Here is a 22,799-nt window from a genome sequence, read left to right as displayed (position 1 = left end):
TTGATAGGTCTGAGGTGGAAGTGTGGCGACACATGGAGCTGACAGATACTAATCGATCGAGGACTTAACCATATTTTTGAATGATGGCACACCTGTTATCTAGTTTTGAGAGAATAAGTTTTTTCAAAAAAACACTTGATTTTCTCAAGAATACATAGTATAATGTTAAATGTCACTGAAATTGTCTGGTGATGATGGCGAAGAGGTCACACCCGTTCCCATGCCGAACACGGAAGTTAAGCTCTTCAGCGCCGATGGTAGTCGGGGGTTTCCCCCTGTGAGAGTAGGACATCGCCAGGCAGACTTCATTCCGCAGTAGCTCAGTGGTAGAGCTATCGGCTGTTAACCGATCGGTCGTAGGTTCGAATCCTACCTGCGGAGCCATTATTGGAGAGCTGTCCGAGTGGTCGAAGGAGCACGATTGGAAATCGTGTAGGCGGTCAACTCCGCCTCAAGGGTTCGAATCCCTTGCTCTCCGCCACTGATACTTATACATAATTACAATTGAAAGTCTGGGCCCGTTGGTCAAGCGGTTAAGACACCGCCCTTTCACGGCGGTAACACGGGTTCGAATCCCGTACGGGTCATTATATGATGGAGGATTAGCTCAGCTGGGAGAGCATCTGCCTTACAAGCAGAGGGTCGGCGGTTCGAGCCCGTCATCCTCCACCATTATATCATCGCGGGGTGGAGCAGTTCGGTAGCTCGTCGGGCTCATAACCCGAAGGTCGCAGGTTCAAATCCTGCCCCCGCAACCAAATTTCAAAATGGTCCGGTAGTTCAGTTGGTTAGAATGCCTGCCTGTCACGCAGGAGGTCGCGGGTTCGAGTCCCGTCCGGACCGCCATTTAAATACTTAGGCTCGGTAGCTCAGTTGGTAGAGCAACGGACTGAAAATCCGTGTGTCGGCGGTTCGATTCCGTCCCGAGCCACCACCTATGCCGGTGTAGCTCAATTGGTAGAGCAACTGACTTGTAATCAGTAGGTTGGGGGTTCAAGTCCTCTTGCCGGCACTGTTTTTTCAAAAATTAATGTGGAGGGGTAGCGAAGTGGCTAAACGCGGCGGACTGTAAATCCGCTCCCTCAGGGTTCGGCAGTTCGAATCTGCCCCCCTCCACCATTTATAGGGGCATAGTTTAACGGTAGAACAGAGGTCTCCAAAACCTCCGGTGTGGGTTCGATTCCTACTGCCCCTGCCAAATTTATGACATCTTGAGATTATGGCGGTTGTGGCGAAGTGGTTAACGCACCAGATTGTGGCTCTGGCACTCGTGGGTTCGATTCCCATCAATCGCCCCATATTATCATTGGGCTATAGCCAAGCGGTAAGGCAACGGACTTTGACTCCGTCATGCGTTGGTTCGAATCCAGCTAGCCCAGTCTCACTTTTTATATCAACTGCATATAATGTATTAAGTCCATTTAAAATGCGGAAGTAGTTCAGTGGTAGAACACCACCTTGCCAAGGTGGGGGTCGCGGGTTCGAATCCCGTCTTCCGCTCCAATTACGGCGGCATAGCCAAGTGGTAAGGCAGAGGTCTGCAAAACCTTTATCCCCGGTTCGAATCCGGGTGTCGCCTTCTTATTGCCGGGGTGGTGGAATTGGCAGACACACAGGACTTAAAATCCTGCGGTAGGTGACTACCGTGCCGGTTCAAGTCCGGCCCTCGGCACCAATTTTACTTACATGGTAAGTTGAATTGGTGTTTGTGTTTTATCATTATAACTAATCATATTAATGATCTACATAAGTAGATCATTTTTTTAATGCTTTGATTTATCATAACAAGTTAAGTTCCGAGGCCTATTATAAAGCGGCTGTATAGCTAGTCTTTCAACACTTTTATTTTATATTTCCAAAAAAACTTTTTTGAAATACGTTGACACTTTATGAGATCCATGATATAGTTATATTCGTCGGTTAGATACGACGTAAAACTTGCCGGTGTGGCGGAATTGGCAGACGCGCACGACTCAAAATCGTGTTCCTTCTGGAGTGTCGGTTCGACCCCGACCACCGGTATACTGAAAAACCCGTTTCTTAATAGACACGGGTTTTTATTTTTTATTAAAGAAAAGGAGCCGAGGCTCCTTTTTATACTTACTCAGCGTATTGGTCTAAGATCTCTTCTAACACCTCTTCAAGCTCTTCTGCATCTTCAAGCTCTGATTGGCTGAAACGGACGCGTACAAGCTGTTCTCCGTCATTATACATCTCTTCCAGCCATCCTCGCAGTCCTCTTGCCCTGCGGTCGACTTCGAAAATGATTTCCAAACCGTCTTCGTCTAAAAGGAAAATGAGCTCTAATTCATCAAGCATTTGACGATAATATCCGGAAGTCGGAACGAATTCGAATTCTTGAACGAACGGAAGGCGGCGTCGGAAGTAGGGCGCTTGTTCACAGTCTGCTTCGTTAAGACGGAAGCCCAGGTTTTCGATTGCTTCCAGCACATTTTCAATCCAAGGGTGCGCTTCAACGAAAATGCGGTCATGATCGGATTTATCGATACCGCCTTGAATGTCAAGGTCTGTCACCACGGCAACCTCTACTTTCCCTACAGTCATCGGCGTATCTAGAGGCAGAGTGAATGTGAACGGAAATTGATGCTCTTCACCAGGCTGTATGGTAAATGAACCAGTGACCCGGAAAGAATGAATTGTAGCGTATTTCCGGTGCTCTTCATCGTCCTTTACAATGACATACCGTGTGCTAAGCTGTAAATCGATATAACGGATGTCCTGAGCAATTTTTCCGCCTTTGACATGTACCGTTCCCTGTACTTCTTCTCCTGGAAAATATGCGTCTTTTTCTAAAATTGTATCTACTTTTGCAGCTCCAATTCCGGCACTTGCCGCAAGTTTCTTAAAAAATGACATGTTAGATCTTCCCCTTTTTCTTTTTTCTCAACAGATATACGCAAGAAGGAGGAAAAAAGATTCGTTTGATTCATACTTTTTTCCTATTATTCGTCTCGGCCTAGGGACAGACTAAGAATAATATTGAAAATAAAGGAGTGGATGGAAGTGAATAAAGAAAGTTTGGTTGCAGATGAATTACACAGAATGTTTTTGGCTGGTGAGCTGCAAATCACAGTAGAGGAGGATATAAACAATATTTCCGAAAGGCTGAGAAACGGCGATCTCAGTTTAGACCGATTAAGCGGTGAAGACGCGTTTATAAAAGAAACGGTAAATGAGGCTTTAAGAAGAGTGGAGCAATAAAAAAGAGACGGCATCTCATCTTTGAGATCCCGTCTCTTTTTGTGGTCTTTGCTGTAAGATAAATCTAATCGATTTGATTTGGAATTGCTCACCCGAGCCATCCCTTTTCTAACAGAAGATCTGACAGTTCATCATGGAGATAAACAGTTGTATCTAATTGATCATGCAATGATCTTCTGATGTGGGGATTTTCGGCTTCTGTTATTGCGACAGTGTATTTGTTAATGCTGGTTTTTATTGTTGTTAACAAATCAAGAATATCTTTGGGACAAAAACTTTGTTCAATGGGAAACCACCTCCTTTGTTTTTTTAGCAGCTCCTGATAAGAAAGTATTTGGCTTTGTTTCTTGCTTCTATACAAAATGCTATAATAAGCAACAAATTTTGTTGGGGGGTGTGATGATGAAGCAGATTATTTCGATGGGGGGCGGGGGTTTTTCGATGGAGCCGGATAATTTGTCCCTCGATCAATATATCCTCAATCAATCAAAACGAGAGCAGCCTCGTATTTGTTTTTTGCCGACGGCGAGCGGAGATTCCCAAAACTATATTCAGCGGTTTTATCATGCATTTCAAACACTGGATTGTGTGCCGTCTCACTTATCTTTGTTTAAGCCGCCATCAACAGATTTAACTTCTTTTGTTATGGAAATGGACGTGATTTATGTTGGCGGGGGAAATACGCGGAATTTACTTGTGTTATGGAAAGAGTGGGGGCTTGACCAGATTCTCAGGGAAGCATGGAAGAACGGTGTGGTTTTAGCTGGATTAAGTGCCGGTGCGATCTGCTGGTTTGAAGAAGGGGTGACGGATTCAGCCGGACCGCTGACAAGTTTGAAAAGTTTAGGTTTTTTGCAAGGGAGCTTTTGTCCCCATTATGACGGGGAAAAGGATCGGAGACCGGCATACCACCAGCTGATATCTAACAAGTTCTTATGCAGTGGCTATGCAGCGGATGATGGGGCTGCTCTCCATTTCATAAATGATCAGCTGTTTCAGACTGTGAGTTCAAGGTCGGGTGGAAAGGCATATCGGGTGATGATGGCTGAACATGAAATAGCTGAAATCCCGTTGCCGGTCAAATATTTAGGGTGAAATTGGCTGAATATTATCTATATTCCTCTTTTTTTCAGATTGATTTTATGATAAGATGAGTGCGAAATCAATAGTTACTGGGGGTGCCCGCTTTCGGGCTGAGAGAGAAGGTAAGCTTCTTAACCCTTTGGACCTGATCTGGTTCGTACCAGCGTGGGGAAGTAGAGGAATTGTTTTTGTTATTGTCTTGCTGGGCAATAATATGTTTCTTTCTGACTGTAACCGGGTTCATTTATATGAATCCGGTTTTTTGTGCTGGTTATGGGCTTGATTTTGTCCTTTCAAACGTAGAGAGGGGAAGGAAAAGTAATGCAAAACAATTCAGTGCAGCAAGCCAACATTTCCATTATGTCAAGTTTTTCAGGCAGCAAGAAGGTATACGTGGAGGGTTCTTCTTCGGACATCCAAGTGCCGATGAGGGAGATCCTATTGAGTCCGACGACGGGATCGTTCGGCGAAGAGGAAAACGCGCCTGTGCGTGTCTATGATACAAGCGGACCGTATACGGACCCTGAAGTAACCATTAATATTCAAGAAGGATTAAAGCCGCTCCGCCAAAAATGGATCACAGAGCGCGGTGACGTGGAAGAGTATGAAGGTCGGGCTATAAAACCAGAAGATAACGGTTATAAAAAAGCAAATCCAAACGTAAGCTACCCAGGATTAAAGCGGAAACCGCTGAGGGCGAAGGCAGGTCAAAATGTCACACAAATGCACTATGCAAAAAAGGGGATCATTACACCTGAGATGGAATTTATCTCCATTCGTGAGCATGTGTCTCCTGAATTCGTCAGAGACGAGGTAGCTAGCGGCCGGGCGATTATTCCTTCAAACATTAATCACCCTGAAAGTGAGCCAATGATTATCGGCCGGAATTTTCATGTGAAGATTAATGCGAATATCGGGAATTCAGCGGTTACGTCATCCATTGAAGAAGAAGTGGAAAAAATGACGTGGGCCATCCGCTGGGGAGCGGATACGATGATGGATCTCTCTACCGGAAAAGATATTCATACGACGCGTGAATGGATTATCCGCAATTGCCCCGTGCCTGTGGGAACTGTTCCGATTTATCAGGCGCTTGAAAAAGTAAACGGCGTAGCGGAGGATTTAACGTGGGAGATTTATCGTGATACGCTAATCGAGCAGGCAGAGCAGGGAGTGGATTATTTTACGATTCACGCGGGTGTTTTGCTTAGGTATGTACCGCTGACTGCCAAACGGACAACTGGTATTGTGTCACGCGGGGGAGCGATTATGGCGCAGTGGTGTCTGGCTCATCATCAAGAAAGCTTTTTATACACACATTTTGAAGAAATATGTGAGATTATGAAAATGTATGATATTGCTTTCTCACTTGGGGATGGTTTGCGTCCCGGATCAATTGCTGATGCCAATGACGAAGCGCAGTTTGCTGAATTAGAGACGCTTGGAGAGCTGACGCAAATTGCCTGGAAGCATGATGTTCAGGTGATGATTGAGGGGCCTGGACATGTTCCGATGCATAAAATCAAAGAGAACGTCGATAAACAAATGGACATTTGTAAAGAAGCGCCTTTTTACACATTGGGGCCGTTGACAACGGATATTGCGCCGGGATATGACCATATTACTTCAGCGATCGGAGCGGCGATGATCGGTTGGTATGGGACAGCAATGCTTTGTTATGTAACGCCGAAGGAGCATTTGGGGCTGCCAAACCGTGATGATGTTCGTGAAGGAGTCATTACATATAAGATCGCTGCGCACGCTGCGGACCTTGCAAAAGGGCATCCCGGAGCGCAAATCCGGGATGATGCGTTATCGAAAGCCCGTTTTGAATTCCGCTGGCGGGATCAGTTTAATTTATCTCTTGATCCGGAGAGAGCCCTTGAATACCATGATGAAACCCTGCCTGCTGAAGGAGCAAAAACCGCTCACTTTTGTTCCATGTGCGGTCCGAAATTTTGCAGCATGAGAATTTCACAGGATATTCGGGATTATGCAAAGAAAAACGATCTCAGTGAAGCAGAAGCCATAAATAAAGGATTAAAAGAAAAAGCAAAAGAGTTTGTCGATACGGGAAGCAATTTATATCAATAAATAAGATGAAGATGGAGAATGCTCCATCTTCATTTTTTTTAGAAAAACAGAGAGCGTCGAAGCGGAGGAATACTCTGTTCAAAGCGGAAAACATTTTCTGGATCATATTTCGTTTTGACACGGCGGAGTCGTTCAACGTTTTCGCCGTAATATGTTCTTGGCCAGTTTCTGATTTCCGATATCTGGCCAATTTACGTAGTCTCCCATCGTTTAACTCGAAAGTCCGGATCATCCCGTGTCACGATACGTCCGGTCAATTTTGTCTTTTCCACACACCCACATCTCTTTCTCTCGTATTCTAGTTTCTCTAGCTTATGCGTCAGGGGATAAGAGTGTATAAGGAAAAAGCGGGGATGCAATCTGATACAGTATCAACACCCTCAAAAAAATAGTTGACAGGTCGGTATTGTATGAATTAACATGGTCAGTACAAATTTTTCAAATTTATCGCGCTGATCGGGACACCGAAGGCTCTTATCTTTTAGATAAGGGCCTTTTTTGTATGAAAAAGGAGGGATTATTGATGGGAGTCAAAAAAGAAAAGGGGAGAAAACGATTCAGGAAGCGAAAAACCTACGGGAATCAGATTTTGCCGCTTGAGCTGCTGATTGAAAAAAACAAACGAGAGATTATAAACAGCGCGGAACTCATGGAAGAAATTTATATGAAGATTGATGAGAAGCATACGCAATGTGTAACTAAATATAAAAAAACCCGCTGACTACAGCGGGTTTTTGCATTTCTCCATTAAGCATCTTTTTTAATCGGCAATCCAAGGCCTTCTGCCACGCGTTTTCCGTATTCAGGATCCGCTTTGTAGAGGTGCTCGATTTGGCGCAGCTTGATTTCTTCTTTTTCTACCGGCTTCATAGCATTAACGATATTTTCAACAAGGCGGGTACGTTCATCTTCACTCATTAAACGATACAGATCACCGGCTTGAGTGTAGTGATCGTTGTGATCGTAGCTTACGCTGTCAGCGATACCTTGTACCGGATATGCTGCTTGCTTATCCTCAGGTGACTCTTTTGGACCGCCGAAGCTGTTAGGCTCGTAATACACAGATCCGTCGCCGTTATCATCAAAACGCATTTGCCCATCACGCTGATAATTGTTTACTTTGTTGCGTGCGCGGTTGATTGGCAGCGCTTGATGGTTTGCACCGACACGGTAGCGGTGTGCATCATGATAAGCAAAAAGTCGGCCTTGAAGCATTTTATCCGGTGAAACATCAATACCAGGCACGAGGGTTCCAGGTGAAAATGTCGCTTGTTCTACCTCTGCAAAGTAGTTTTCCGGATTTCTGTCTAGAACCATGCGTCCGACCTCGATTAACGGGTAGTCTTTTTGAGACCAAACTTTTGTGACATCAAACGGATCGAAACGGTACGTATTTGCATCTTCTAAAGGCATGATTTGCACATATAGTTTCCATGCAGGATAATCACCGTTTTCGATTGCGTTGAAAAGGTCTTCTGTATGGTAATCAGGGTTTTCACCGGCAATTTTTGCTGCCGTATTGACATCAAGGTTTTTCACGCCTTGTTCTGTTTTAAAGTGATATTTAATCCATACGCCTTCGCCTTCGGCATTTGTCCATTTGAATGTATGGCTTCCGAAGCCGTGCATGTGGCGAAGTGTCGCAGGAATTCCGCGGTCAGACATCAGGATTGTCACTTGGTGCAGTGACTCTGGTGAAAGTGACCAGAAATCCCATACAGCCGTAGGGTTTTTCAGGTGTGTTTTTGGATCTCTTTTTTGTGTATGGATGAAATCAGGGAACTTAATCGCATCGCGGATAAAGAATACAGGCGTATTGTTGCCGACGATGTCGTAGTTTCCTTCTTCAGTATAAAATTTAACAGCAAATCCGCGCGGGTCGCGAACTGTGTCAGCAGAGCCAAGTTCACCGGCAACTGTTGAGAAACGGATGAACAACGGTGTGCGTTTGCCGACTTCAGAAAGGAAAGCGGCTTTCGTGTATTTTGTTACGTCGTTTGTCACTTCAAAATATCCGTGTGCGCCTGCTCCTTTGGCGTGAACAACACGTTCAGGAACACGTTCTCGGTTGAAATGGGCCAATTTTTCGAGTAAATGTACATCTTGAATTAAAGTTGGTCCGCGAGAACCGGCAGTCATTGAGTTTTGATTATCTCCAACCGGAGCGCCCCAGCTAGTTGTCAGTTTATTTGAACTCATGTTATCACCTCTTGGAATTTATAAGAACATAATATCATCTCTAAGTAAAAAGTCAATATTATTTTATAATTATTATAAAATAGTTATCTCTATTAATCGATATCTAGTATCGAAAGTGTTGAAAAGCCTTGTTGTAACAGCTTTTTATGACACTTAATAATTTTTGGAGAAATAATTTTTCCTTCTCTATTTGCGAAACAAGCAGAGTAAGTGATAAACAAGGATATCAAAAATCGTATTTAAAAAAGAGTTGACATATCGGAATAATTTGAATTAACATGTTATTCAAACAAAAAAACAATTGGGCAGCTGATCGGACCGCCGAAGGCTCTCATCTCTACAAGAACAGAGATGGGGGCCTTTTTGTTTTTTTGAAGGCGGGGTTGGCAGAAAGAGAGGGATAAAAGTGGCTGTGACCATCAGCATCAAAGAAAAGGCATTTGTTCAAGAGGGCCGCAAAAACACGGTCTTAGAGAACATAGAATTATCAATCGCACCAGGCGAATTTCTAACGCTTATCGGACCGAGCGGGTGTGGAAAAAGCACCCTGTTAAAGATTATTGCAGGGCTTGATTCTGAATATGACGGGAGTGTGGAAATTAACGGCCGCAGCGTAACAGCTCCGGGTATTCAGCAAGGATTTATTTTTCAGGAACACCGCCTCTTTCCTTGGCTGACTGTTGAGCAGAATATTGCAGCCGACTTGAATTTGAAGGACCCAAAAGTCAAACAAAAGGTGGATGAACTGATCGAGATTGTCAGATTGAAAGGATCGGAAAAAGCATATCCGCGCGAGCTGTCAGGCGGCATGTCACAAAGAGTAGCCATCGCCCGGGCCCTTCTGCGGGAGCCTGAGGTGCTACTTTTAGATGAACCGTTTGGTGCACTCGACGCTTTTACAAGAAAACACCTGCAGGACGTGCTGCTGGATATATGGAGGAGGAAAAAAACAACGATGATTCTCGTGACTCATGATATAGATGAATCTGTTTATTTAGGAAATGAGCTTGCGATCCTTAAGGCCAAACCGGGGAAAATCCATAAGCTGATGCCCATTCACCTGGCGTATCCGCGGAACCGGACGACTCCGGATTTCCAAGCGATCAGACAGAGAGTGCTGTCGGAATTCGAGAAAACAGAAGATTTGGAGTACGCAGAAGGATCAGGGATATAGAAAGGGCGGAAGCGGAAATGAAAAAAGGACTCATTGTATTGGTTGCCGTTATTTTTCTGCTCGCAGGCTGTGGAGCAAATGGAGCCAGCGGTGACCACAAACAATTGAAGGAAATTCGTATTGGTATTCAGCAAAGCTTAAGCCCGCTTTTGATCGCAAAAGAAAAAGGCTGGTTCGAAGATGCATTTGAAAAAGAAGGCATCAAAGTGAAATGGGTGGAGTTTCAAAGCGGTCCGCCCCAATTTGAAGGCCTTGCGGCAGACAAACTTGATTTTTCTCAAGTCGGTAATTCGCCTGTGATCGCTGGACAGGCGGCAGGCATTGACTTTAAAGAAATCGGTTTGTCTCAGGACGGCTTGAAAGCAAACGGCATCCTTGTCAATCAAAACAGCGGCATTCAAGACGTTAAGGACTTAAAGGGGAAGAAAATTGCAGTCGCCAAAGGCAGCAGCGGGTTTGATTTTTTGTATAAAGCGCTTGATCAAGTGGGGTTGTCAGCTAACGATGTGACAATTATTCAGCTTCAGCCTGATGAAGCAGCTTCCGCATTTGAAAACGGATCTGTTGATGCCTGGTCCATTTGGGAGCCGTACTTGTCCTTAGAAACAATGAAACACGGAGCAAAAATCCTTGTGAACGGAGAAAGCACAGATTTATATTCACCGGGTTTTACTTTAGTAAGAACAAAGTTTTCAGAAGAGCATCCAGACGAAGTGGTCCGTTTTCTGAAGGTATTTAATAAAGCCGTTGTATGGCAAAAGGAACATCTGGATGAAGCAGCGGACTTGTATTCTGACATTAAAGATCTCGATAAAAAGGTCGTCGAAAATGTGCTGAAAAATACTGAACCTCTGAATGAGGTCATCAGTGACGACATTGTGAAAGCGCAGCAGGAAACAGCAGATTTTCAATTTCGAACAAAGGCGATAGATAAGAAGATTGATGTGAAGGATGTTGTCGATAACACTTTTATCAAAAAAGCATTAGAGGAACATTCCTCAGGAGGTGATCAATGATGAAAGCAGAGGCTGCGGGCTCGCTGCCCAAAACGAATGCGGAAGCGGTGCGAAAAAAGCCCGGAAGGAAGAGATACGGCTGGATGAAGGGGCTTTTACTGCCCGCTGTCATCATTGCCATCTGGCAGATCATCGGCGGGCTGGGAGTTGTGTCCGCTACAGTGCTGCCTACACCTGTTACGATTGTTCTGACCTTTAAGGAGCTTATTTTGTCCGGCGAACTGTTCGGCCATCTGCAAATCAGCATTTATCGGGCGGCGCTTGGTTTTTTGCTTGGCGCAGGGCTTGGATTGATGATCGGGATTTTGGCCGGATTCTCCAAACGGACGGAGCTGTATCTTGATCCGTCGTTGCAAATGCTTAGAACCGTACCTCATCTGGCCGTCACGCCGCTGTTTATTTTATGGTTCGGATTTGACGAAGTATCTAAAATTTTGCTGATTGCGCTCGGTGCCTTCTTTCCTGTCTATATCAATACGTTTAACGGCATCCGCGGGGTTGACGCGAAGCTGTTTGAAGTCGCCCGGGTGCTTGAATTTAAATGGCATCAGCAGATATCCAAAGTGATATTGCCGGCAGCCCTGCCCAACATATTGCTAGGCATTCGCTTATCGCTCGGCATTGCATGGCTCGGGCTCGTTGTGGCAGAGCTGATGGGCTCAAGCTCGGGAGTCGGCTATATGATCATGGATGCGAGACAGTTTTCACAAACGAATAAAGTCTTTGCAGGGATTATCATTTTTGCAGTGGTTGGAAAGCTGACGGATTCCTTCGTCAGGCTGCTTGAACGAAAGCTGTTAAAGTGGAGAAACAGCTACGAAGGATAAAAGATATAAAGGGGAGATGAATATGGAAATTCTTTGGTTTATACCGACTCATGGAGACGCGAGATATTTAGGATCTGAAAGTGATGGACGGACTGCGGATCATCTTTACTTTAAACAAGTCGCGCAGGCGGCAGACAGGCTGGGATATACAGGAGTTCTTCTGCCAACGGGAAGATCGTGCGAGGACCCGTGGCTTACAGCGTCGGCACTGGCAGGAGAAACAAAGGACTTAAAGTTTTTAGTCGCGGTGAGACCTGGTTTAATGCAGCCTTCTCTGGCAGCCAGAATGACATCCACCCTAGACCGCATTTCAGACGGCCGGCTGCTGATCAACGTTGTGGCAGGGGGCGATCCGTATGAGCTGGCAGGCGATGGCCTGTTTATCAGCCATGATGAGCGCTACGAGGCAACAGACGAATTTTTAACCGTTTGGCGGAGACTTTTGCAGGGAGAAGCGGTTTCCTATGAAGGAAAGCATATAAAAGTGGAAAACAGCAATCTGCTTTTCCCGCCGCAGCAAGAGCCGCATCCGCCCATCTATTTCGGTGGTTCGTCACAGGCTGGGATTGAAGCTGCCGCAAAGCATACAGACGTATACTTGACATGGGGGGAGCCGCCTGAACAAGTAAAAGAAAAGATAGAAAGAGTCAAAAAGCAAGCGGCAAAAGAAGGGAGATCCGTTCGATTTGGCATTAGGCTGCATGTCATTGCCCGTGAAACTGAACAAGAGGCATGGGAAGCGGCAGAGCGCTTGATCAGCCACTTGGATGATGACACCATTGCCAAAGCGCAGGCAGCTTTGAGCCGTTACGACTCTACAGGCCAGCAGCGGATGGCCGTCCTTCATCAAGGCGATCGGACGAAGCTTGAAATCAGTCCGAATCTGTGGGCGGGGATCGGCCTAGTCAGAGGAGGGGCAGGAACAGCTCTTGTCGGTGATCCGCAGACGATTGCCGACCGGATAGCGGAGTACCAGGCACTCGGCATAGAATCGTTTATATTCTCAGGCTATCCGCATTTAGAAGAAGCGTATTATTTTGCAGAGCTTGTATTTCCGCTTTTGCCGTTTGAAAATGATCGGACGAGAAAGCTTCAGAACAAAAGGGGAGAAGCGGTAGGAAACACTTATTTTGTCAAAGAGAAAAATGCATGAGTTTAATAAAAATACAGCCCCCAAACATGGTATGATATTCAAAAAAAGGGGGCTTTTTTTCTGAAAACATTGAGAAGCGCGGCAGTCATTTGCCTCATAGCTATGCTGTCAGCATGCGGACATTCAAAACAGATGGAAATCAAAGCGGCGGACATATCAGAACTTGAAAAAAACAGAATGGATGTCGCAGCTTCACAGGCATTCACTGCCGAAGCCGTCAATATCGGTGAAGGTGTTTCTTCAGCTGACATGTACATCGAACATTATCAAAAGGGAAAGCTTGTTGAGAGGTTTGGACCGGCTAGTGCAGATTATTCAGAGGAAAAACCCGATACCATACAATTTGTTTATTTTGAGAAGGAAGAGGGGGAAGGAAAGAATAAACATACCACCATTCATTTTGGCATTGTGGATAAACAGGGAAATATAGCGGCTGATTCATCGGTGAAACGTGACGATAGCACAACACAGGAAATGACTCAGAATATTTCATCGCCGGAACCGATTACTTTCGAGAAGCCTGCTTTGATCGGCAGCAGTATTAGAGGGACTGACGAGACAATGCACACCTCTGAACATAAAAAAGAGCTCATTAAGCATCAAGATGCGTTACTGTATTATGTGGAATTGCATCATTAGAATGGGCGGCTTCAGGCCGTCTGTTTTACAAAGCGGTATGCTTGCTTTTTTGAATGGTGCATGATACATTTTAAATCGTAACAATTTCGATTTAAAGGGAGGCTATGTGACTTGGCTAAAAAATCAAAAGTGGCAAAAGAGTTAAAACGCCAACAGCTTGTTGAGCAATACGCTGGTATTAGACGCGAGTTGAAGGAAAAAGGAGATTACGAGGCACTCAGCAAGCTGCCAAGAGATTCAGCACCGGGAAGGCTTCACAACCGCTGCATGGTAACGGGGCGCCCGAGAGCATATATGAGGAAGTTTAAAATGTCCAGAATCGCTTTCAGGGAGCTGGCCCATAAAGGCCAGATTCCCGGTGTGAAAAAAGCAAGCTGGTAAGAAAAAACTCCGGCCGATTACAGCGCGCCGGAGTTTTTTTCGTTTTTCTTGAAAGAGATGACGTAGGAAAGGTGCTGGATGATCATGATGATAAACACAATAATAATAGGGAAAAACGGAATGCGCGATTGAAATAGCGGATAAAAAATGAGAAGAACCGCTGCGGCAGGCAGCGAGAAGTAGACAGCGATATATGACGCGCGACATGCTTTTGCCGTCATCATCTGCTCTCTTTCATCCTGCTCTTCAAACTCATCAGGCAGAAGTAGCTGCTTTCTGGCAGGGCGGCTTTTTTTCTGTAAGTACAAATAAACCGCAGACGCCGCAACAAACAGAATAAAGGGAGTGAGGTTTAAATCAAATACCATCCCGCCGCTCTTTGTGCCGAAAAAAGATGCTATGCCTTCTGAGGCTTCAAAGTATGAAATCAGCGCCCAGCATGCAAGGCCAAATAAAACAAGGTGAAAAGCTGCTTTTGTTTTCATGCTCATCTTAGTTTTCCTCCTCTAACCAAAAGACATCCTCCATTTTCATGGAGAAGGCTTTGCAGATTTTCAGTGCTAACAGCAGTGAGGGAACATAATCGCCTTTTTCAATCGCTGCCACAGTCTGTCTTGTGACGCCGACCGTTTCTCCGAGTTTTTCCTGAGAATAGCCGAAGCGTGCCCTCAGCTCTTTTACTTTATTTTTCATCATGACGTCTGTCCCCTTCACAATCTCGATTGATTATATTGTATAGTATACTTAACATTATGTAAATGGAACTTAACAACTTTACAAAAAGATAACTTTTTTTCGACAAAATTTTTATATTCCCTTGACGAAAAATAAATAAACATGTAATATAAAAAAAGTCAGAGCGGTACTGTTGCTGACAATCACAAATGCGGGTGTAGTTTAGTGGTAAAACCTCAGCCTTCCAAGCTGATGTCGTGAGTTCGATTCTCATCACCCGCTCCATACATACGTTATTAACGCAGTGTTTCGTTTCTCAGATAAACGAAGTATTGCGTTTTTTTATGTGAAAAAGAACACGGTATTCGTGTTCTTTTACGTAAGCCAATGTACTGTATGGGTGCCGCCGTGAATTTGTTCAAACATTTTCGTTAATGATGATAAGAGGTTAACAGCGCTGCTTTTCTCAATCGATGGCGGGAAAAAAATGATTTGCAGCATATTCTTAGTCTCGTTTGAAACGGGATAGTGGTTGACGCTGTTTTTGAAATCGCCAAAAATGCCGTTTTCATCAGAGAAAAGCAGTATGTTTTCTTTTTCTCCCAATGAGATCCGGACCGGCTCATGAAGCTTTCCGGCATCATAAATCATAATAGGCAGAGAATATTTTAATGCGAAAAAATCGATTGTGTCATGGGCCGAGTCTTTACTTTCCATGAATTGTTCCTTGGATATCGGGACCAGCATGTCCTCCATTGGGGTTGTTTCTCCCTCAAATGAAGGGTTAAGCTGTTTAAAGAGTTTCTGCCATTCCTTGACGAAGGATTCATCGGATATACCGCCGTCCGCATAGTCGAAAAACAAGGATTCTTGAAACAGGCGGAGTCTGCCTTTCAGCATTTGCGGTGAGGAGCCGACTTCGATATTCTCATAAATGACAGCAGCTGCATGTAAGCCGGCCGCACGTTCAGTAATAACAGAATCAAGTTTGATATTCACTAGCATTCACTCCAGTTACGTGATATCAACCTATTATAAACGCTGTATCGTTTTATCACAAAGAAAGGAGGCTGTGCAAAACATGAACGTTTATCAGCTCAAAGAAGAATTAATTGAATACGCGAAAAGCATTGGCGTGGACAAGATTGGTTTTACGACCGCTGATACTTTTGACAGTTTAAAAGACCGTTTGATTCTTCAAGAATCGCTCGGCTATCTCTCCGGCTTTGAAGAGCCAGATATCGAAAAAAGGGTGACGCCGAAGCTTCTTTTGCCGAAAGCGAAATCTATAGTTGCAATTGCTCTCGCATATCCTTCCAGAATGAAGGATGCGCCGAGAAGCACGAGAACTGAGCGCAGGGGCATTTTTTGCAGAGCTTCCTGGGGAAAAGACTATCATGATGTGCTGAGAGAAAAGCTTGATCTGCTGGAGGATTTTCTAAAAAGCAAGCATGAGGATATCAGAACGAAGTCAATGGTTGATACAGGTGAATTGTCTGATCGCGCCGTTGCGGAACGTGCCGGAATCGGATTCAGTGCGAAAAACTGTATGATCACAACACCCGAGTATGGCTCTTATGTGTATTTGGCGGAAATGATCACAAATATCCCTTTTGAGCCTGATGTGCCGATTGAAGATATGTGCGGGTCCTGCACGAAATGTTTGGACGCCTGTCCGACGGGAGCACTGGTTAATCCCGGGCAGCTTAATGCGCAGCGCTGCATCTCTTTTCTGACCCAGACAAAAGGATTTTTGCCTGATGAATTCCGGACAAAAATCGGAAACCGCCTGTACGGGTGCGATACGTGCCAAACGGTATGCCCTCTCAATAAAGGGAAGGATTTTCATCTACATCCGGAAATGGAGCCTGATCCTGAGATTGCCAAACCGTTATTGAAGCCGCTTTTGACCATCAGTAATCGGGAATTTAAGGAGAAATTCGGGCATGTCTCAGGTTCTTGGCGCGGGAAAAAACCGATTCAGCGAAACGCCATTCTCGCGCTTGCGCATTTTAAGGATGCTTCCGCACTGCCTGAATTGACGGAACTGATGCACAAGGATCCGCGTCCTGTCATCAGGGGGACAGCCGCATGGGCAATCGGAAAAATCGGAGACCCCGCCTACGCGGAAGAGCTTGAAAAAGCGCTGGAAAAAGAGAAGGATGAAGAGGCAAAGCTGGAAATTGAAAAAGGAATTGAGTTGCTAAAAGCTTCAGGCATGACTAAACAAGGCCTGTCCTGACATACGTATAGAGCAGAAGGAAAAAACACTTGAGATCATCCAAGTGTTTTTTCTCTATAAAAAAGTATGGCGGGTGGGGTGAGCTTGAAGTACATTTTAGAACAATTAGCGGAGGAGCGGCTGGGCTTTCTGGTTAACGGGCATGCTATGAGACAGGAGTCTCAAGTCGGAGACCTTAAAGTCATGGAGCGTAAGAAAAAGCTTCTGGAAAAACGTAAAGTTGACATCATAAAAGCGAAAGCAAAGGCCGTGATTAATCATGTGCGGGTTGAGGATGACGGAACGACCTGCCTTTCGTATACCATCCATTACGAATACGTGTGTAAGGAACAAGATGACAGCTTGTATATAGAAGAGCACATAGAGGAGCGGCTGGCTTTCCTGTATGATCACATTTTGATTAGTGATCAGGAAATTGCGAAAAAGCCGGCTGGATTTCATGAAGGGACCAGTATTATTGACTATTCTGAAGCTGAAGAGGAAAGAGAAGCGTTTGGCAGGGCTTTTCAATACGATCGTCTCGGCGCTGTCCAATATGCCGAGAAATTTTGGAACAAGCGCAATCCTGCTTATAAAAATTTCAGCGATAACTGTACAAATTTTATTTCTCAGTGTCTTCATGCAGGAGGCGCGCCGATGCGCGGTCATCCGAACAGGGGATCAGGCTGGTGGATGAAACAAAGCTCATGGAGCTACAGCTGGACGGTGGCGCACTCTATGAAAATGTATTTGTCGAATTCAAAGGCCGGACTGCGTGCGGTGCGGGTGAAATCAGCGGAAGAACTGATGCCGGGCGATGTGATTTGCTATGACTTCGAAGGAGACGGCCGCTTTAATCATACAACGATTGTCGTGGCAAAGGACAAAGGCAATATGCCGCTTGTCAACGCCCAGACCTATGACAGCCGGATGAGATATTGGTCATATGAGGATTCTACGGCATACACGCAGTCAATACGATATGCCTTTTTTCATATCGTTGATGATACGACAAAAGAGTAATTAATGTTATAATGATGGGCGGATAAGAAAAACAGAGGTGAACATTGTGGCATTACATGTCGTTTTATATCAACCAGAAATTCCCGCTAACACAGGGAATATTGCACGTACTTGTGCAGCAACCAATACAACGCTACACCTGATTCGTCCGCTCGGCTTTTCAACTGATGATAAAATGCTGAAGCGTGCCGGACTAGATTATTGGGAGTTTGTTAACGTTGTGTATCATGATTCGTTAGAAGAATTGTTTGAGGCATATAAAAAAGGCAAGTTTTTCTTTATTACAAAATTTGGCCAGCAGCCTCATACATCATTTGATTACACTGATCTTGACGAGGATTATTTCTTCGTGTTCGGAAGAGAAACAAGCGGTTTGCCAAAGGATTTAATTCAAAATAATATGGACCGCTGCCTGCGTCTTCCGATGACAGAGCATGTCAGATCGTTAAATCTGTCCAATACTGTCGCGATTCTTGTTTATGAAGCGCTGCGCCAGCAAAATTACCGTGATTTAAAATAGTGAAAAAACCCGCTCATCGATGATGGGCGGGTTTTTTTGCGGATGTTGAAATGCTTTGTTTCGTTTTTGGGCTTAACAACGTAACAGTGTTATGTTACAATGTACCCATCAAAGGAGCTGGACTTATGGAAGAACAATTAATCTCTAAAAAAGAATTACTTGAAAGAACATCGATTTCATACGGTCAGCTGTATCGATGGAAGCGGAAAAACTTAATACCTGAGGAATGGTTTATTCGTAAATCCACATTTACAGGGCAAGAGACGTTTTTTCCGAGAGAGGAGATTTTAAAACGTATATCAATGATTCAAAAGATGAAAGAAAATTTGTCTTTGGATGAAATGAGGGAAATGCTGTCGCCGAAAATGAAGGATGTCAGCATGACCGCTGATGAATTGCTTCATAAAGGTTTGGTTTCAAGGCCTGCTCTTGAAGCCTATTCAGAAGACGGAGGAAATCCGGTTTTTTCATCCAGCGATTTGCTTTCGCTGTATGTGCTTGAGGGACTGCTGCAGTCTGGAAATGTCAGCCTTGCAGAAGCAAAAATGGCTGCAGAGTTATTAAAGAAGCATGATACTGAAGAGATTGAAAAACAGACGGAGCTGATTGTGCTCCGCAAGCTCGGTGTCACAACTTGTTTTATAGCGGCTGCGGCGGACAGCATTTTGTTTGAATCATCCGTAAAGGTTGTGGAACGGGTAGATTTATTAAAAGCTTCAGAAGAATTAAAAACAACATTTATGCAGGAGGGCCATCAATGGATGTAGTGGAAAAGCTGGTGATAAACGGATCAGGAAGTTCAAAGGGAGGAACATTTCAATCTGTTGAGATTAATGGCAGCGGGACAGTGGCCGGGGACGTGGAGTGTGATACTTTTTCTTTTAATGGAAACGGAAAAGCTGACGGCAGCGTTAAAGCGAAAGCGGTAACCATCAGCGGTTCAGGAAAGATAAATGGAGACGTTGAAGCAGAATCTATCCGGATTAATGGCACTGGTTTTATCCAAGGAGAGGTATCTGCAAAACAATTGAAAATCGCTGGATCATCAACATTTGGCGGCACTGTCAAGGCTGATGGCATTGACATTAGCGGAAAAGCTGTCATGGAAGCAGATTGTGAAACGGAAACCTTTCAATCAGAAGGGAAATGCAAAATCAGCGGGCTTTTAAATGCAGACCAGGTGATCATTAAGCTTTCTGCAGGGGAAAGCTATGCGCGGGAGATCGGCTGCCGCCATCTTCAAGTGACCTGCAGAAAAGGAATGCTGACATTGCTCAGATTGATGCCGCAGCCTGTTCTAACAGCAGGGCTGATCGAAGGTGACGTGATTGAATTGACAAATACAAAGGCAAAAACCGTGCGCGGAAATAAAGTGATCATCGGCCCGGATTGCCAGATTGAAACTGTCGAATACAGCGGGGACTATACCTGTGATCCAAGCGCATCGGTTGAAACATCCACAAAGTTGTAAGGAGGATCGTAATGGAGACAACAAAACTGGGAAATTTAAAATTATATGGCGCTGGGCATGCCGCAGGAGGCGCGTATCACAATGTCAGCATCAAAGGAGAAGGTGTAGTTGGAGAAGGGCTGTCTGCTGTAGGCTGCCGCATATACGGAACGGGCCTTTTTCTCGGAAAAGCAGAGACTGAGCGGCTGCGTGTGCTCGGAGAAAGTGAATGTAAAGGCGATCTGACAGCCGGCAAAATCAATATATATGGGACAATGAAAGTCAGCGGCTCACTTCAATTTGATCGATTCAATCTGAAAGGCCAGACTGAAATTGGCGGGAATATGACTGGAGAATCCTGCGGTGTGAAAGGGAAGCTTAGCGTAAAAGGTGATTGTGAAACAGAAATGTTCCATGTCACAGGCTGTGTTGATGTATCGGGGTTATTAAATTCGGGTGAGATCAAGCTGGGATTGAGCCATGATATAAGCCATGTGCAGGAAATCGGCGGAACAACAATTACAGTGAAAAGACGCGCGAGTTTTTTTAGCCGGAAGAAAGGGAAGCTGATCGCCGATGTCATAGAAGGAGATCGGGTTTATTTGGAGAATACCGAAGCGGCAGTTGTCAGGGGAAAAGAAGTGATCATCGGGCCGGGATGCAGCATCGGAACGATTGAGTACGAAAACAAATGTGAATGCGATCCGCATTCACAGATTAAAGAAAAAACAAAACTGTAAAACATTGTTCTGTTATACAAAAAGGTGCTCTTTCAGGAGCACCCTTTTTTATTCTTTTCCAGGCTTGCTATCGTATCCTGCGGTAAAAATTGATACTAAAAAAGTGACAATGACACCCATCATGATGATTGTTTTCACCGTCTCTCCCCCTCTTCAATTTTTCCGTGCTGTCCGAGTCTGGATGATTCTGTATTTTTCTTTATTATGAACGGTCGCGGTCTGCCTTGTCAACGATGTATAAGTATCTTTATTTTTAAGAAACCAAAGCATGTATCACGGGATGGCGGCATAGATTGTATCAAAGTACCTTATTTGCATAGTGTATCAAACATGATAGAGGAGGTCCTTATGGATATATTAAAGAAAATTGAACAGTACAGAGAGGAAGAGCAGCGGCTGAAATGGGAAGGAACTTTCGCCGATTATTTGGAGATTATTAAAGAAAATCCGATGGTCGCGCAATCTGCTCATTCTCGAGTTTTTAATATGATAAAAGACAGCGGGATAGAGGAGATTGACGGACGCAAGAAGTACAGTTTTTTTGACCGCGAGCTGTTCGGGCTTGAAGAATCTCTGGAGCGTCTTGTGGAAGAGTATTTTCATCCGGCTGCCAAACGTCTAGATGTCAGAAAGCGGATTCTATTGCTGATGGGGCCTGTGAGCGGCGGTAAATCCACGCTGGTCACAATGCTTAAAAAAGGTCTCGAAGCGTACACGCTGACAGATAATGGCGCTGTATATGCGATTAAAGGCTGCCCGATGCACGAGGACCCTCTACATTTAATCCCCCATCATTTACGCGATGACTTTTACAGGGAATACGGCATTAGAATAGAAGGAAGTCTTTCTCCTTTAAATGTCATGAGGCTGGAGGAAGAGTACGGAGGAAGAATTGAGGATGTGAAGGTGGAGCGCATCTTCTTTTCAGAAGATAAGCGTACGGGAATTGGAACATTCAGTCCCTCTGATCCGAAATCTCAGGATATTGCCGATTTGACGGGGAGTATTGATTTCTCAACAATCGCCGAGTACGGTTCAGAATCAGATCCGCGTGCTTACCGGTTTGACGGAGAGCTGAATAAAGCGAACCGCGGGATGATGGAGTTTCAGGAGATGCTGAAATGTGATGAGAAATTTCTCTGGCATTTGCTTTCCTTGACACAGGAAGGGAATTTTAAAGCTGGGCGGTTTGCGTTAATTTCTGCTGATGAGCTGATCGTGGCTCACACGAATGAAACGGAGTATCGCTCATTTATTTCTAATAAAAAGAATGAAGCCCTGCACTCAAGAATCATCGTGATGCCAGTTCCTTATAATTTAAAAGTGTCTGAGGAAGAGAGAATTTATGAAAAAATGATCGCAGAAAGCGATGTGGCGGATGTTCATATTGCCCCGCATACGTTGAAGGTCGCCGCGATGTTCTCAATCCTTACCCGGTTAAAAGAGCCGAAACGGTCGGATATTGATCTGGTCAAGAAAATGAGACTGTATGATGGAGAAAGTGTGGAAGGATATAATTCTGTCGACGTTGAGGATATGAAAAAAGAATATAATGATGAAGGTATGAGCGGCATTGATCCGAGGTACGTGATCAACCGGATTTCTTCAACGATTATCAGAAAAAATATGGAATCGATTAATTCTCTCGATGTCCTTCGTTCCTTAAAAGAAGGTCTTGATCAGCACCCATCAATTTCAAGCGAGGACAGAGAGCGGTATTTGAATTTTATTTCTGCCGCTCGCAAGGAATATGACGACATTGCGAAAAAGGAAGTTCAAAAAGCGTTTGTGTATTCGTATGAAGAATCAGCAAAAACACTTATGGACAATTACCTCGATAACGTAGAGGCTTATTGCAATAAAAATAAGCTTCGTGATCCTTTGACAGGAGAGGAAATGAACCCTGACGAAAAGCTGATGAGATCCATCGAAGAGCAGATCGGCATTTCGGAAAACGCCAAAAAAGCGTTCCGCGAAGAAATTTTAATCCGCATCTCGGCCTATGCGAGAAAAGGCAAGCGGTTTGATTACAATTCCCATGAAAGACTGCGTGAAGCTATTCAGAAAAAGCTGTTTGCTGATCTGAAGGATGTCGTTAAAATTACGACCTCAACAAAAACGCCGGATGAGCAGCAGCTGAAAAAGGTAAATGAAGTCGTGGCCCGTTTAATTGATGAGCACGGCTACAACTCGACGAGCGCCAATGAGCTGCTGAAATATGTCGGCAGCCTGCTGAACCGATAAGCAACGTGACCCGTCCGAATAGGGCGGGTTATTTTGTCCCATTTTCTAAATAGTTTGTCAATTAAATGTGCTTTTATGCATATGATGAATATAAATCTTTTCGAAAGACTTGTTTCATAATCTGGCACAAGCCGGAAT

General features: G+C 44.6%; 23 protein-coding genes, 17 tRNA genes, 1 rRNA gene, 1 pseudogene and 1 riboswitch. Of the genes and pseudogenes, 35 read left to right on the top strand and 7 right to left on the bottom strand.

Annotated features, from left to right (window positions below):
* The first annotated feature begins 184 nt into the window (after window positions 1–184).
* From rrf to SB658_RS10560, 17 genes are all read left to right on the top strand, one after another.
* Window positions 185–300 (top strand): 5S ribosomal RNA (rrf, locus tag SB658_RS10640).
* 9 nt (window positions 301–309) lie between these two features.
* Window positions 310–384, top strand: a tRNA-Asn gene (locus tag SB658_RS10635).
* Window positions 385–389: 5 nt separating this feature from the next.
* Window positions 390–481: transfer RNA gene (locus SB658_RS10630), tRNA-Ser, on the top strand.
* 34 nt (window positions 482–515) lie between these two features.
* Window positions 516–587: transfer RNA gene (locus SB658_RS10625), tRNA-Glu, on the top strand.
* 9 nt (window positions 588–596) lie between these two features.
* Window positions 597–672: transfer RNA gene (locus tag SB658_RS10620), tRNA-Val, on the top strand.
* Window positions 673–681: 9 nt separating this feature from the next.
* Window positions 682–758, top strand: a tRNA-Met gene (locus SB658_RS10615).
* Window positions 759–769: 11 nt separating this feature from the next.
* A tRNA-Asp gene (locus SB658_RS10610) sits at window positions 770–846 on the top strand.
* A gap of 12 nt (window positions 847–858) precedes the next feature.
* Window positions 859–934, top strand: a tRNA-Phe gene (locus tag SB658_RS10605).
* Window positions 935–939: 5 nt separating this feature from the next.
* Window positions 940–1,012, top strand: a tRNA-Thr gene (locus SB658_RS10600).
* 22 nt (window positions 1,013–1,034) lie between these two features.
* Window positions 1,035–1,119: transfer RNA gene (locus SB658_RS10595), tRNA-Tyr, on the top strand.
* A gap of 5 nt (window positions 1,120–1,124) precedes the next feature.
* Window positions 1,125–1,198, top strand: a tRNA-Trp gene (locus SB658_RS10590).
* 24 nt (window positions 1,199–1,222) lie between these two features.
* Window positions 1,223–1,298 (top strand) — tRNA-His (locus tag SB658_RS10585).
* 9 nt (window positions 1,299–1,307) lie between these two features.
* Window positions 1,308–1,379, top strand: a tRNA-Gln gene (locus SB658_RS10580).
* A gap of 49 nt (window positions 1,380–1,428) precedes the next feature.
* A tRNA-Gly gene (locus tag SB658_RS10575) sits at window positions 1,429–1,503 on the top strand.
* A gap of 5 nt (window positions 1,504–1,508) precedes the next feature.
* A tRNA-Cys gene (locus SB658_RS10570) sits at window positions 1,509–1,579 on the top strand.
* A gap of 7 nt (window positions 1,580–1,586) precedes the next feature.
* Window positions 1,587–1,675, top strand: a tRNA-Leu gene (locus SB658_RS10565).
* A gap of 265 nt (window positions 1,676–1,940) precedes the next feature.
* Window positions 1,941–2,022 (top strand) — tRNA-Leu (locus tag SB658_RS10560).
* A 78-nt stretch (window positions 2,023–2,100) separates the two neighbouring features.
* Here SB658_RS10560 and spo0M read toward each other — a convergent pair.
* Window positions 2,101–2,877, bottom strand: a complete 777-nt coding sequence (gene spo0M, locus SB658_RS10555) for a sporulation control protein Spo0M (protein WP_017697518.1) — start codon at window positions 2,875–2,877, stop codon at window positions 2,101–2,103.
* Between the two features lie 141 nt (window positions 2,878–3,018).
* On the opposite strand from spo0M, the gene SB658_RS10550 reads away from it, so the two are divergent.
* Window positions 3,019–3,222, top strand: coding sequence for a hypothetical protein (locus SB658_RS10550; RefSeq protein WP_014479229.1), 204 nt, complete (start codon window positions 3,019–3,021; stop codon window positions 3,220–3,222).
* An 88-nt stretch (window positions 3,223–3,310) separates the two neighbouring features.
* Here SB658_RS10550 and SB658_RS10545 read toward each other — a convergent pair whose 3' ends face one another.
* Entirely contained in the window at window positions 3,311–3,583 is a 273-nt protein-coding gene (locus tag SB658_RS10545; protein ID WP_410601576.1) for a spore coat protein, read from the bottom strand.
* Window positions 3,584–3,624: 41 nt separating this feature from the next.
* Between SB658_RS10545 and SB658_RS10540 the strand changes: the two genes are divergently transcribed.
* A complete protein-coding gene (locus SB658_RS10540; protein ID WP_144500841.1) occupies window positions 3,625–4,317 on the top strand; it encodes a Type 1 glutamine amidotransferase-like domain-containing protein in 693 nt (230 codons plus the stop codon).
* Between the two features lie 69 nt (window positions 4,318–4,386).
* Window positions 4,387–4,494, top strand: a riboswitch (TPP riboswitch).
* Window positions 4,495–4,626: 132 nt separating this feature from the next.
* Window positions 4,627–6,399, top strand: coding sequence for a phosphomethylpyrimidine synthase ThiC (gene thiC / locus SB658_RS10535; RefSeq protein WP_144500806.1), 1,773 nt, complete (start codon window positions 4,627–4,629; stop codon window positions 6,397–6,399).
* A 38-nt stretch (window positions 6,400–6,437) separates the two neighbouring features.
* On the opposite strand, the pseudogene SB658_RS10530 reads toward thiC, so the two are convergent.
* A pseudogene (locus tag SB658_RS10530) lies at window positions 6,438–6,609 on the bottom strand (BBE domain-containing protein); the annotation flags it as partial.
* A gap of 313 nt (window positions 6,610–6,922) precedes the next feature.
* On the opposite strand from SB658_RS10530, the gene senS reads away from it, so the two are divergent.
* Complete coding sequence (senS, locus tag SB658_RS10525) at window positions 6,923–7,120, top strand: transcriptional regulator SenS (protein ID WP_003245192.1); 198 nt, start codon at window positions 6,923–6,925, stop codon at window positions 7,118–7,120.
* A gap of 26 nt (window positions 7,121–7,146) precedes the next feature.
* On the opposite strand, the gene katA is transcribed toward senS, so the two are convergent.
* Window positions 7,147–8,598: a catalase KatA gene (gene katA, locus SB658_RS10520; RefSeq protein ID WP_144500807.1), complete on the bottom strand. Its 1,452-nt coding sequence runs from the start codon at window positions 8,596–8,598 to the stop codon at window positions 7,147–7,149.
* Between the two features lie 406 nt (window positions 8,599–9,004).
* Between katA and SB658_RS10515 the strand changes: the two genes are divergently transcribed.
* The 6 genes from SB658_RS10515 to rpsN all read left to right on the top strand — a co-directional run bounded on the left by SB658_RS10515 (window position 9,005) and on the right by rpsN (window position 13,788).
* Window positions 9,005–9,772 carry an ABC transporter ATP-binding protein gene (locus SB658_RS10515; RefSeq protein ID WP_021479704.1) on the top strand — a complete coding sequence of 256 codons (768 nt, stop codon included), beginning with the start codon at window positions 9,005–9,007 and terminating at the stop codon, window positions 9,770–9,772.
* A 17-nt stretch (window positions 9,773–9,789) separates the two neighbouring features.
* Window positions 9,790–10,788, top strand: a complete 999-nt coding sequence (locus SB658_RS10510; protein ID WP_072176039.1) for an aliphatic sulfonate ABC transporter substrate-binding protein — start codon at window positions 9,790–9,792, stop codon at window positions 10,786–10,788.
* Window positions 10,785–11,615 carry an ABC transporter permease gene (locus SB658_RS10505; protein ID WP_072176038.1) on the top strand — a complete coding sequence of 277 codons (831 nt, stop codon included), beginning with the start codon at window positions 10,785–10,787 and terminating at the stop codon, window positions 11,613–11,615. The genes SB658_RS10510 and SB658_RS10505 overlap by 4 nt, the downstream gene beginning before the upstream one ends.
* A gap of 22 nt (window positions 11,616–11,637) precedes the next feature.
* Entirely contained in the window at window positions 11,638–12,768 is a 1,131-nt protein-coding gene (ssuD, locus tag SB658_RS10500) for an FMNH2-dependent alkanesulfonate monooxygenase (protein ID WP_029726354.1), read from the top strand.
* 102 nt (window positions 12,769–12,870) lie between these two features.
* Window positions 12,871–13,407, top strand: a complete 537-nt coding sequence (locus SB658_RS10495) for a hypothetical protein (RefSeq protein ID WP_003233457.1) — start codon at window positions 12,871–12,873, stop codon at window positions 13,405–13,407.
* 111 nt (window positions 13,408–13,518) lie between these two features.
* Complete coding sequence (rpsN, locus tag SB658_RS10490) at window positions 13,519–13,788, top strand: 30S ribosomal protein S14 (RefSeq protein WP_003233455.1); 270 nt, start codon at window positions 13,519–13,521, stop codon at window positions 13,786–13,788.
* Between the two features lie 17 nt (window positions 13,789–13,805).
* On the opposite strand, the gene SB658_RS10485 is transcribed toward rpsN, so the two are convergent.
* Entirely contained in the window at window positions 13,806–14,279 is a 474-nt protein-coding gene (locus SB658_RS10485; protein WP_003245008.1) for a lipoprotein, read from the bottom strand.
* Window position 14,280: 1 nt separating this feature from the next.
* A complete protein-coding gene (locus tag SB658_RS10480) occupies window positions 14,281–14,481 on the bottom strand; it encodes a helix-turn-helix transcriptional regulator (RefSeq protein WP_009966860.1) in 201 nt (66 codons plus the stop codon).
* Between the two features lie 193 nt (window positions 14,482–14,674).
* Here SB658_RS10480 and SB658_RS10475 point away from each other — a divergent pair.
* Window positions 14,675–14,748, top strand: a tRNA-Gly gene (locus tag SB658_RS10475).
* Window positions 14,749–14,838: 90 nt separating this feature from the next.
* Here SB658_RS10475 and SB658_RS10470 read toward each other — a convergent pair.
* Window positions 14,839–15,462, bottom strand: coding sequence for a B3/B4 domain-containing protein (locus SB658_RS10470; protein WP_003245517.1), 624 nt, complete (start codon window positions 15,460–15,462; stop codon window positions 14,839–14,841).
* A gap of 82 nt (window positions 15,463–15,544) precedes the next feature.
* Between SB658_RS10470 and queG the strand changes: the two genes are divergently transcribed.
* From queG to prkA, 7 genes are all read left to right on the top strand, one after another.
* Complete coding sequence (gene queG, locus SB658_RS10465; RefSeq protein WP_032677424.1) at window positions 15,545–16,705, top strand: tRNA epoxyqueuosine(34) reductase QueG; 1,161 nt, start codon at window positions 15,545–15,547, stop codon at window positions 16,703–16,705.
* 66 nt (window positions 16,706–16,771) lie between these two features.
* Window positions 16,772–17,707, top strand: a complete 936-nt coding sequence (locus SB658_RS10460) for an amidase domain-containing protein (RefSeq protein ID WP_080010597.1) — start codon at window positions 16,772–16,774, stop codon at window positions 17,705–17,707.
* 37 nt (window positions 17,708–17,744) lie between these two features.
* On the top strand, window positions 17,745–18,227 hold the full coding sequence (trmL, locus tag SB658_RS10455) for a tRNA (uridine(34)/cytosine(34)/5-carboxymethylaminomethyluridine(34)-2'-O)-methyltransferase TrmL (protein WP_121572548.1): 483 nt from the start codon (window positions 17,745–17,747) through the stop codon (window positions 18,225–18,227).
* Window positions 18,228–18,352: 125 nt separating this feature from the next.
* Window positions 18,353–18,994 (top strand): YhbD family protein, encoded by a 642-nt coding sequence (locus tag SB658_RS10450; protein WP_003233440.1) that lies wholly within the window; start codon window positions 18,353–18,355, stop codon window positions 18,992–18,994.
* Window positions 18,985–19,698, top strand: coding sequence for a bactofilin family protein (locus SB658_RS10445; protein WP_003233438.1), 714 nt, complete (start codon window positions 18,985–18,987; stop codon window positions 19,696–19,698). The genes SB658_RS10450 and SB658_RS10445 overlap by 10 nt, the downstream gene beginning before the upstream one ends.
* A gap of 11 nt (window positions 19,699–19,709) precedes the next feature.
* The gene (locus SB658_RS10440) at window positions 19,710–20,417 is read left to right on the top strand and encodes a hypothetical protein (RefSeq protein ID WP_144500808.1); all 708 of its coding nucleotides are present in this window, start codon (window positions 19,710–19,712) and stop codon (window positions 20,415–20,417) included.
* A 348-nt stretch (window positions 20,418–20,765) separates the two neighbouring features.
* The gene (prkA, locus tag SB658_RS10435) at window positions 20,766–22,661 is read left to right on the top strand and encodes a serine/threonine protein kinase PrkA (RefSeq protein WP_003239626.1); all 1,896 of its coding nucleotides are present in this window, start codon (window positions 20,766–20,768) and stop codon (window positions 22,659–22,661) included.
* The last annotated feature ends 138 nt before the right edge of the window (window positions 22,662–22,799 follow it).

The organism is Bacillus sp. SIMBA_008, assembly GCF_046535495.1.
Lineage (GTDB): Bacteria > Bacillota > Bacilli > Bacillales > Bacillaceae > Bacillus > Bacillus subtilis.
This window is presented reverse-complemented; position numbering and strand designations above follow the sequence as displayed.

Bases quoted from the DNA above. Each gene is read 5' to 3' on its own strand.
- spo0M (WP_017697518.1), bottom strand. From the start codon at position 2,877: ATGTCATTTTTTAAGAAACTTGCGGCAAGTGCCGGAATTGGAGCTGCA.
- SB658_RS10550 (WP_014479229.1), top strand. From the start codon at position 3,019: ATGGAAGTGAATAAAGAAAGTTTGGTTGCAGATGAATTACACAGAATG.
- SB658_RS10540 (WP_144500841.1), top strand. From the start codon at position 3,625: ATGAAGCAGATTATTTCGATGGGGGGCGGGGGTTTTTCGATGGAGCCG.
- thiC (WP_144500806.1), top strand. From the start codon at position 4,627: ATGCAAAACAATTCAGTGCAGCAAGCCAACATTTCCATTATGTCAAGT.
- senS (WP_003245192.1), top strand. From the start codon at position 6,923: ATGGGAGTCAAAAAAGAAAAGGGGAGAAAACGATTCAGGAAGCGAAAA.
- katA (WP_144500807.1), bottom strand. From the start codon at position 8,598: ATGAGTTCAAATAAACTGACAACTAGCTGGGGCGCTCCGGTTGGAGAT.
- SB658_RS10510 (WP_072176039.1), top strand. From the start codon at position 9,790: ATGAAAAAAGGACTCATTGTATTGGTTGCCGTTATTTTTCTGCTCGCA.
- SB658_RS10505 (WP_072176038.1), top strand. From the start codon at position 10,785: ATGATGAAAGCAGAGGCTGCGGGCTCGCTGCCCAAAACGAATGCGGAA.
- ssuD (WP_029726354.1), top strand. From the start codon at position 11,638: ATGGAAATTCTTTGGTTTATACCGACTCATGGAGACGCGAGATATTTA.
- SB658_RS10495 (WP_003233457.1), top strand. From the start codon at position 12,871: ATGCTGTCAGCATGCGGACATTCAAAACAGATGGAAATCAAAGCGGCG.
- SB658_RS10485 (WP_003245008.1), bottom strand. From the start codon at position 14,279: ATGAGCATGAAAACAAAAGCAGCTTTTCACCTTGTTTTATTTGGCCTT.
- SB658_RS10480 (WP_009966860.1), bottom strand. From the start codon at position 14,481: ATGAAAAATAAAGTAAAAGAGCTGAGGGCACGCTTCGGCTATTCTCAG.
- queG (WP_032677424.1), top strand. From the start codon at position 15,545: ATGAACGTTTATCAGCTCAAAGAAGAATTAATTGAATACGCGAAAAGC.
- SB658_RS10460 (WP_080010597.1), top strand. From the start codon at position 16,772: ATGGCGGGTGGGGTGAGCTTGAAGTACATTTTAGAACAATTAGCGGAG.
- SB658_RS10450 (WP_003233440.1), top strand. From the start codon at position 18,353: ATGGAAGAACAATTAATCTCTAAAAAAGAATTACTTGAAAGAACATCG.
- SB658_RS10445 (WP_003233438.1), top strand. From the start codon at position 18,985: ATGGATGTAGTGGAAAAGCTGGTGATAAACGGATCAGGAAGTTCAAAG.
- SB658_RS10440 (WP_144500808.1), top strand. From the start codon at position 19,710: ATGGAGACAACAAAACTGGGAAATTTAAAATTATATGGCGCTGGGCAT.
- prkA (WP_003239626.1), top strand. From the start codon at position 20,766: ATGGATATATTAAAGAAAATTGAACAGTACAGAGAGGAAGAGCAGCGG.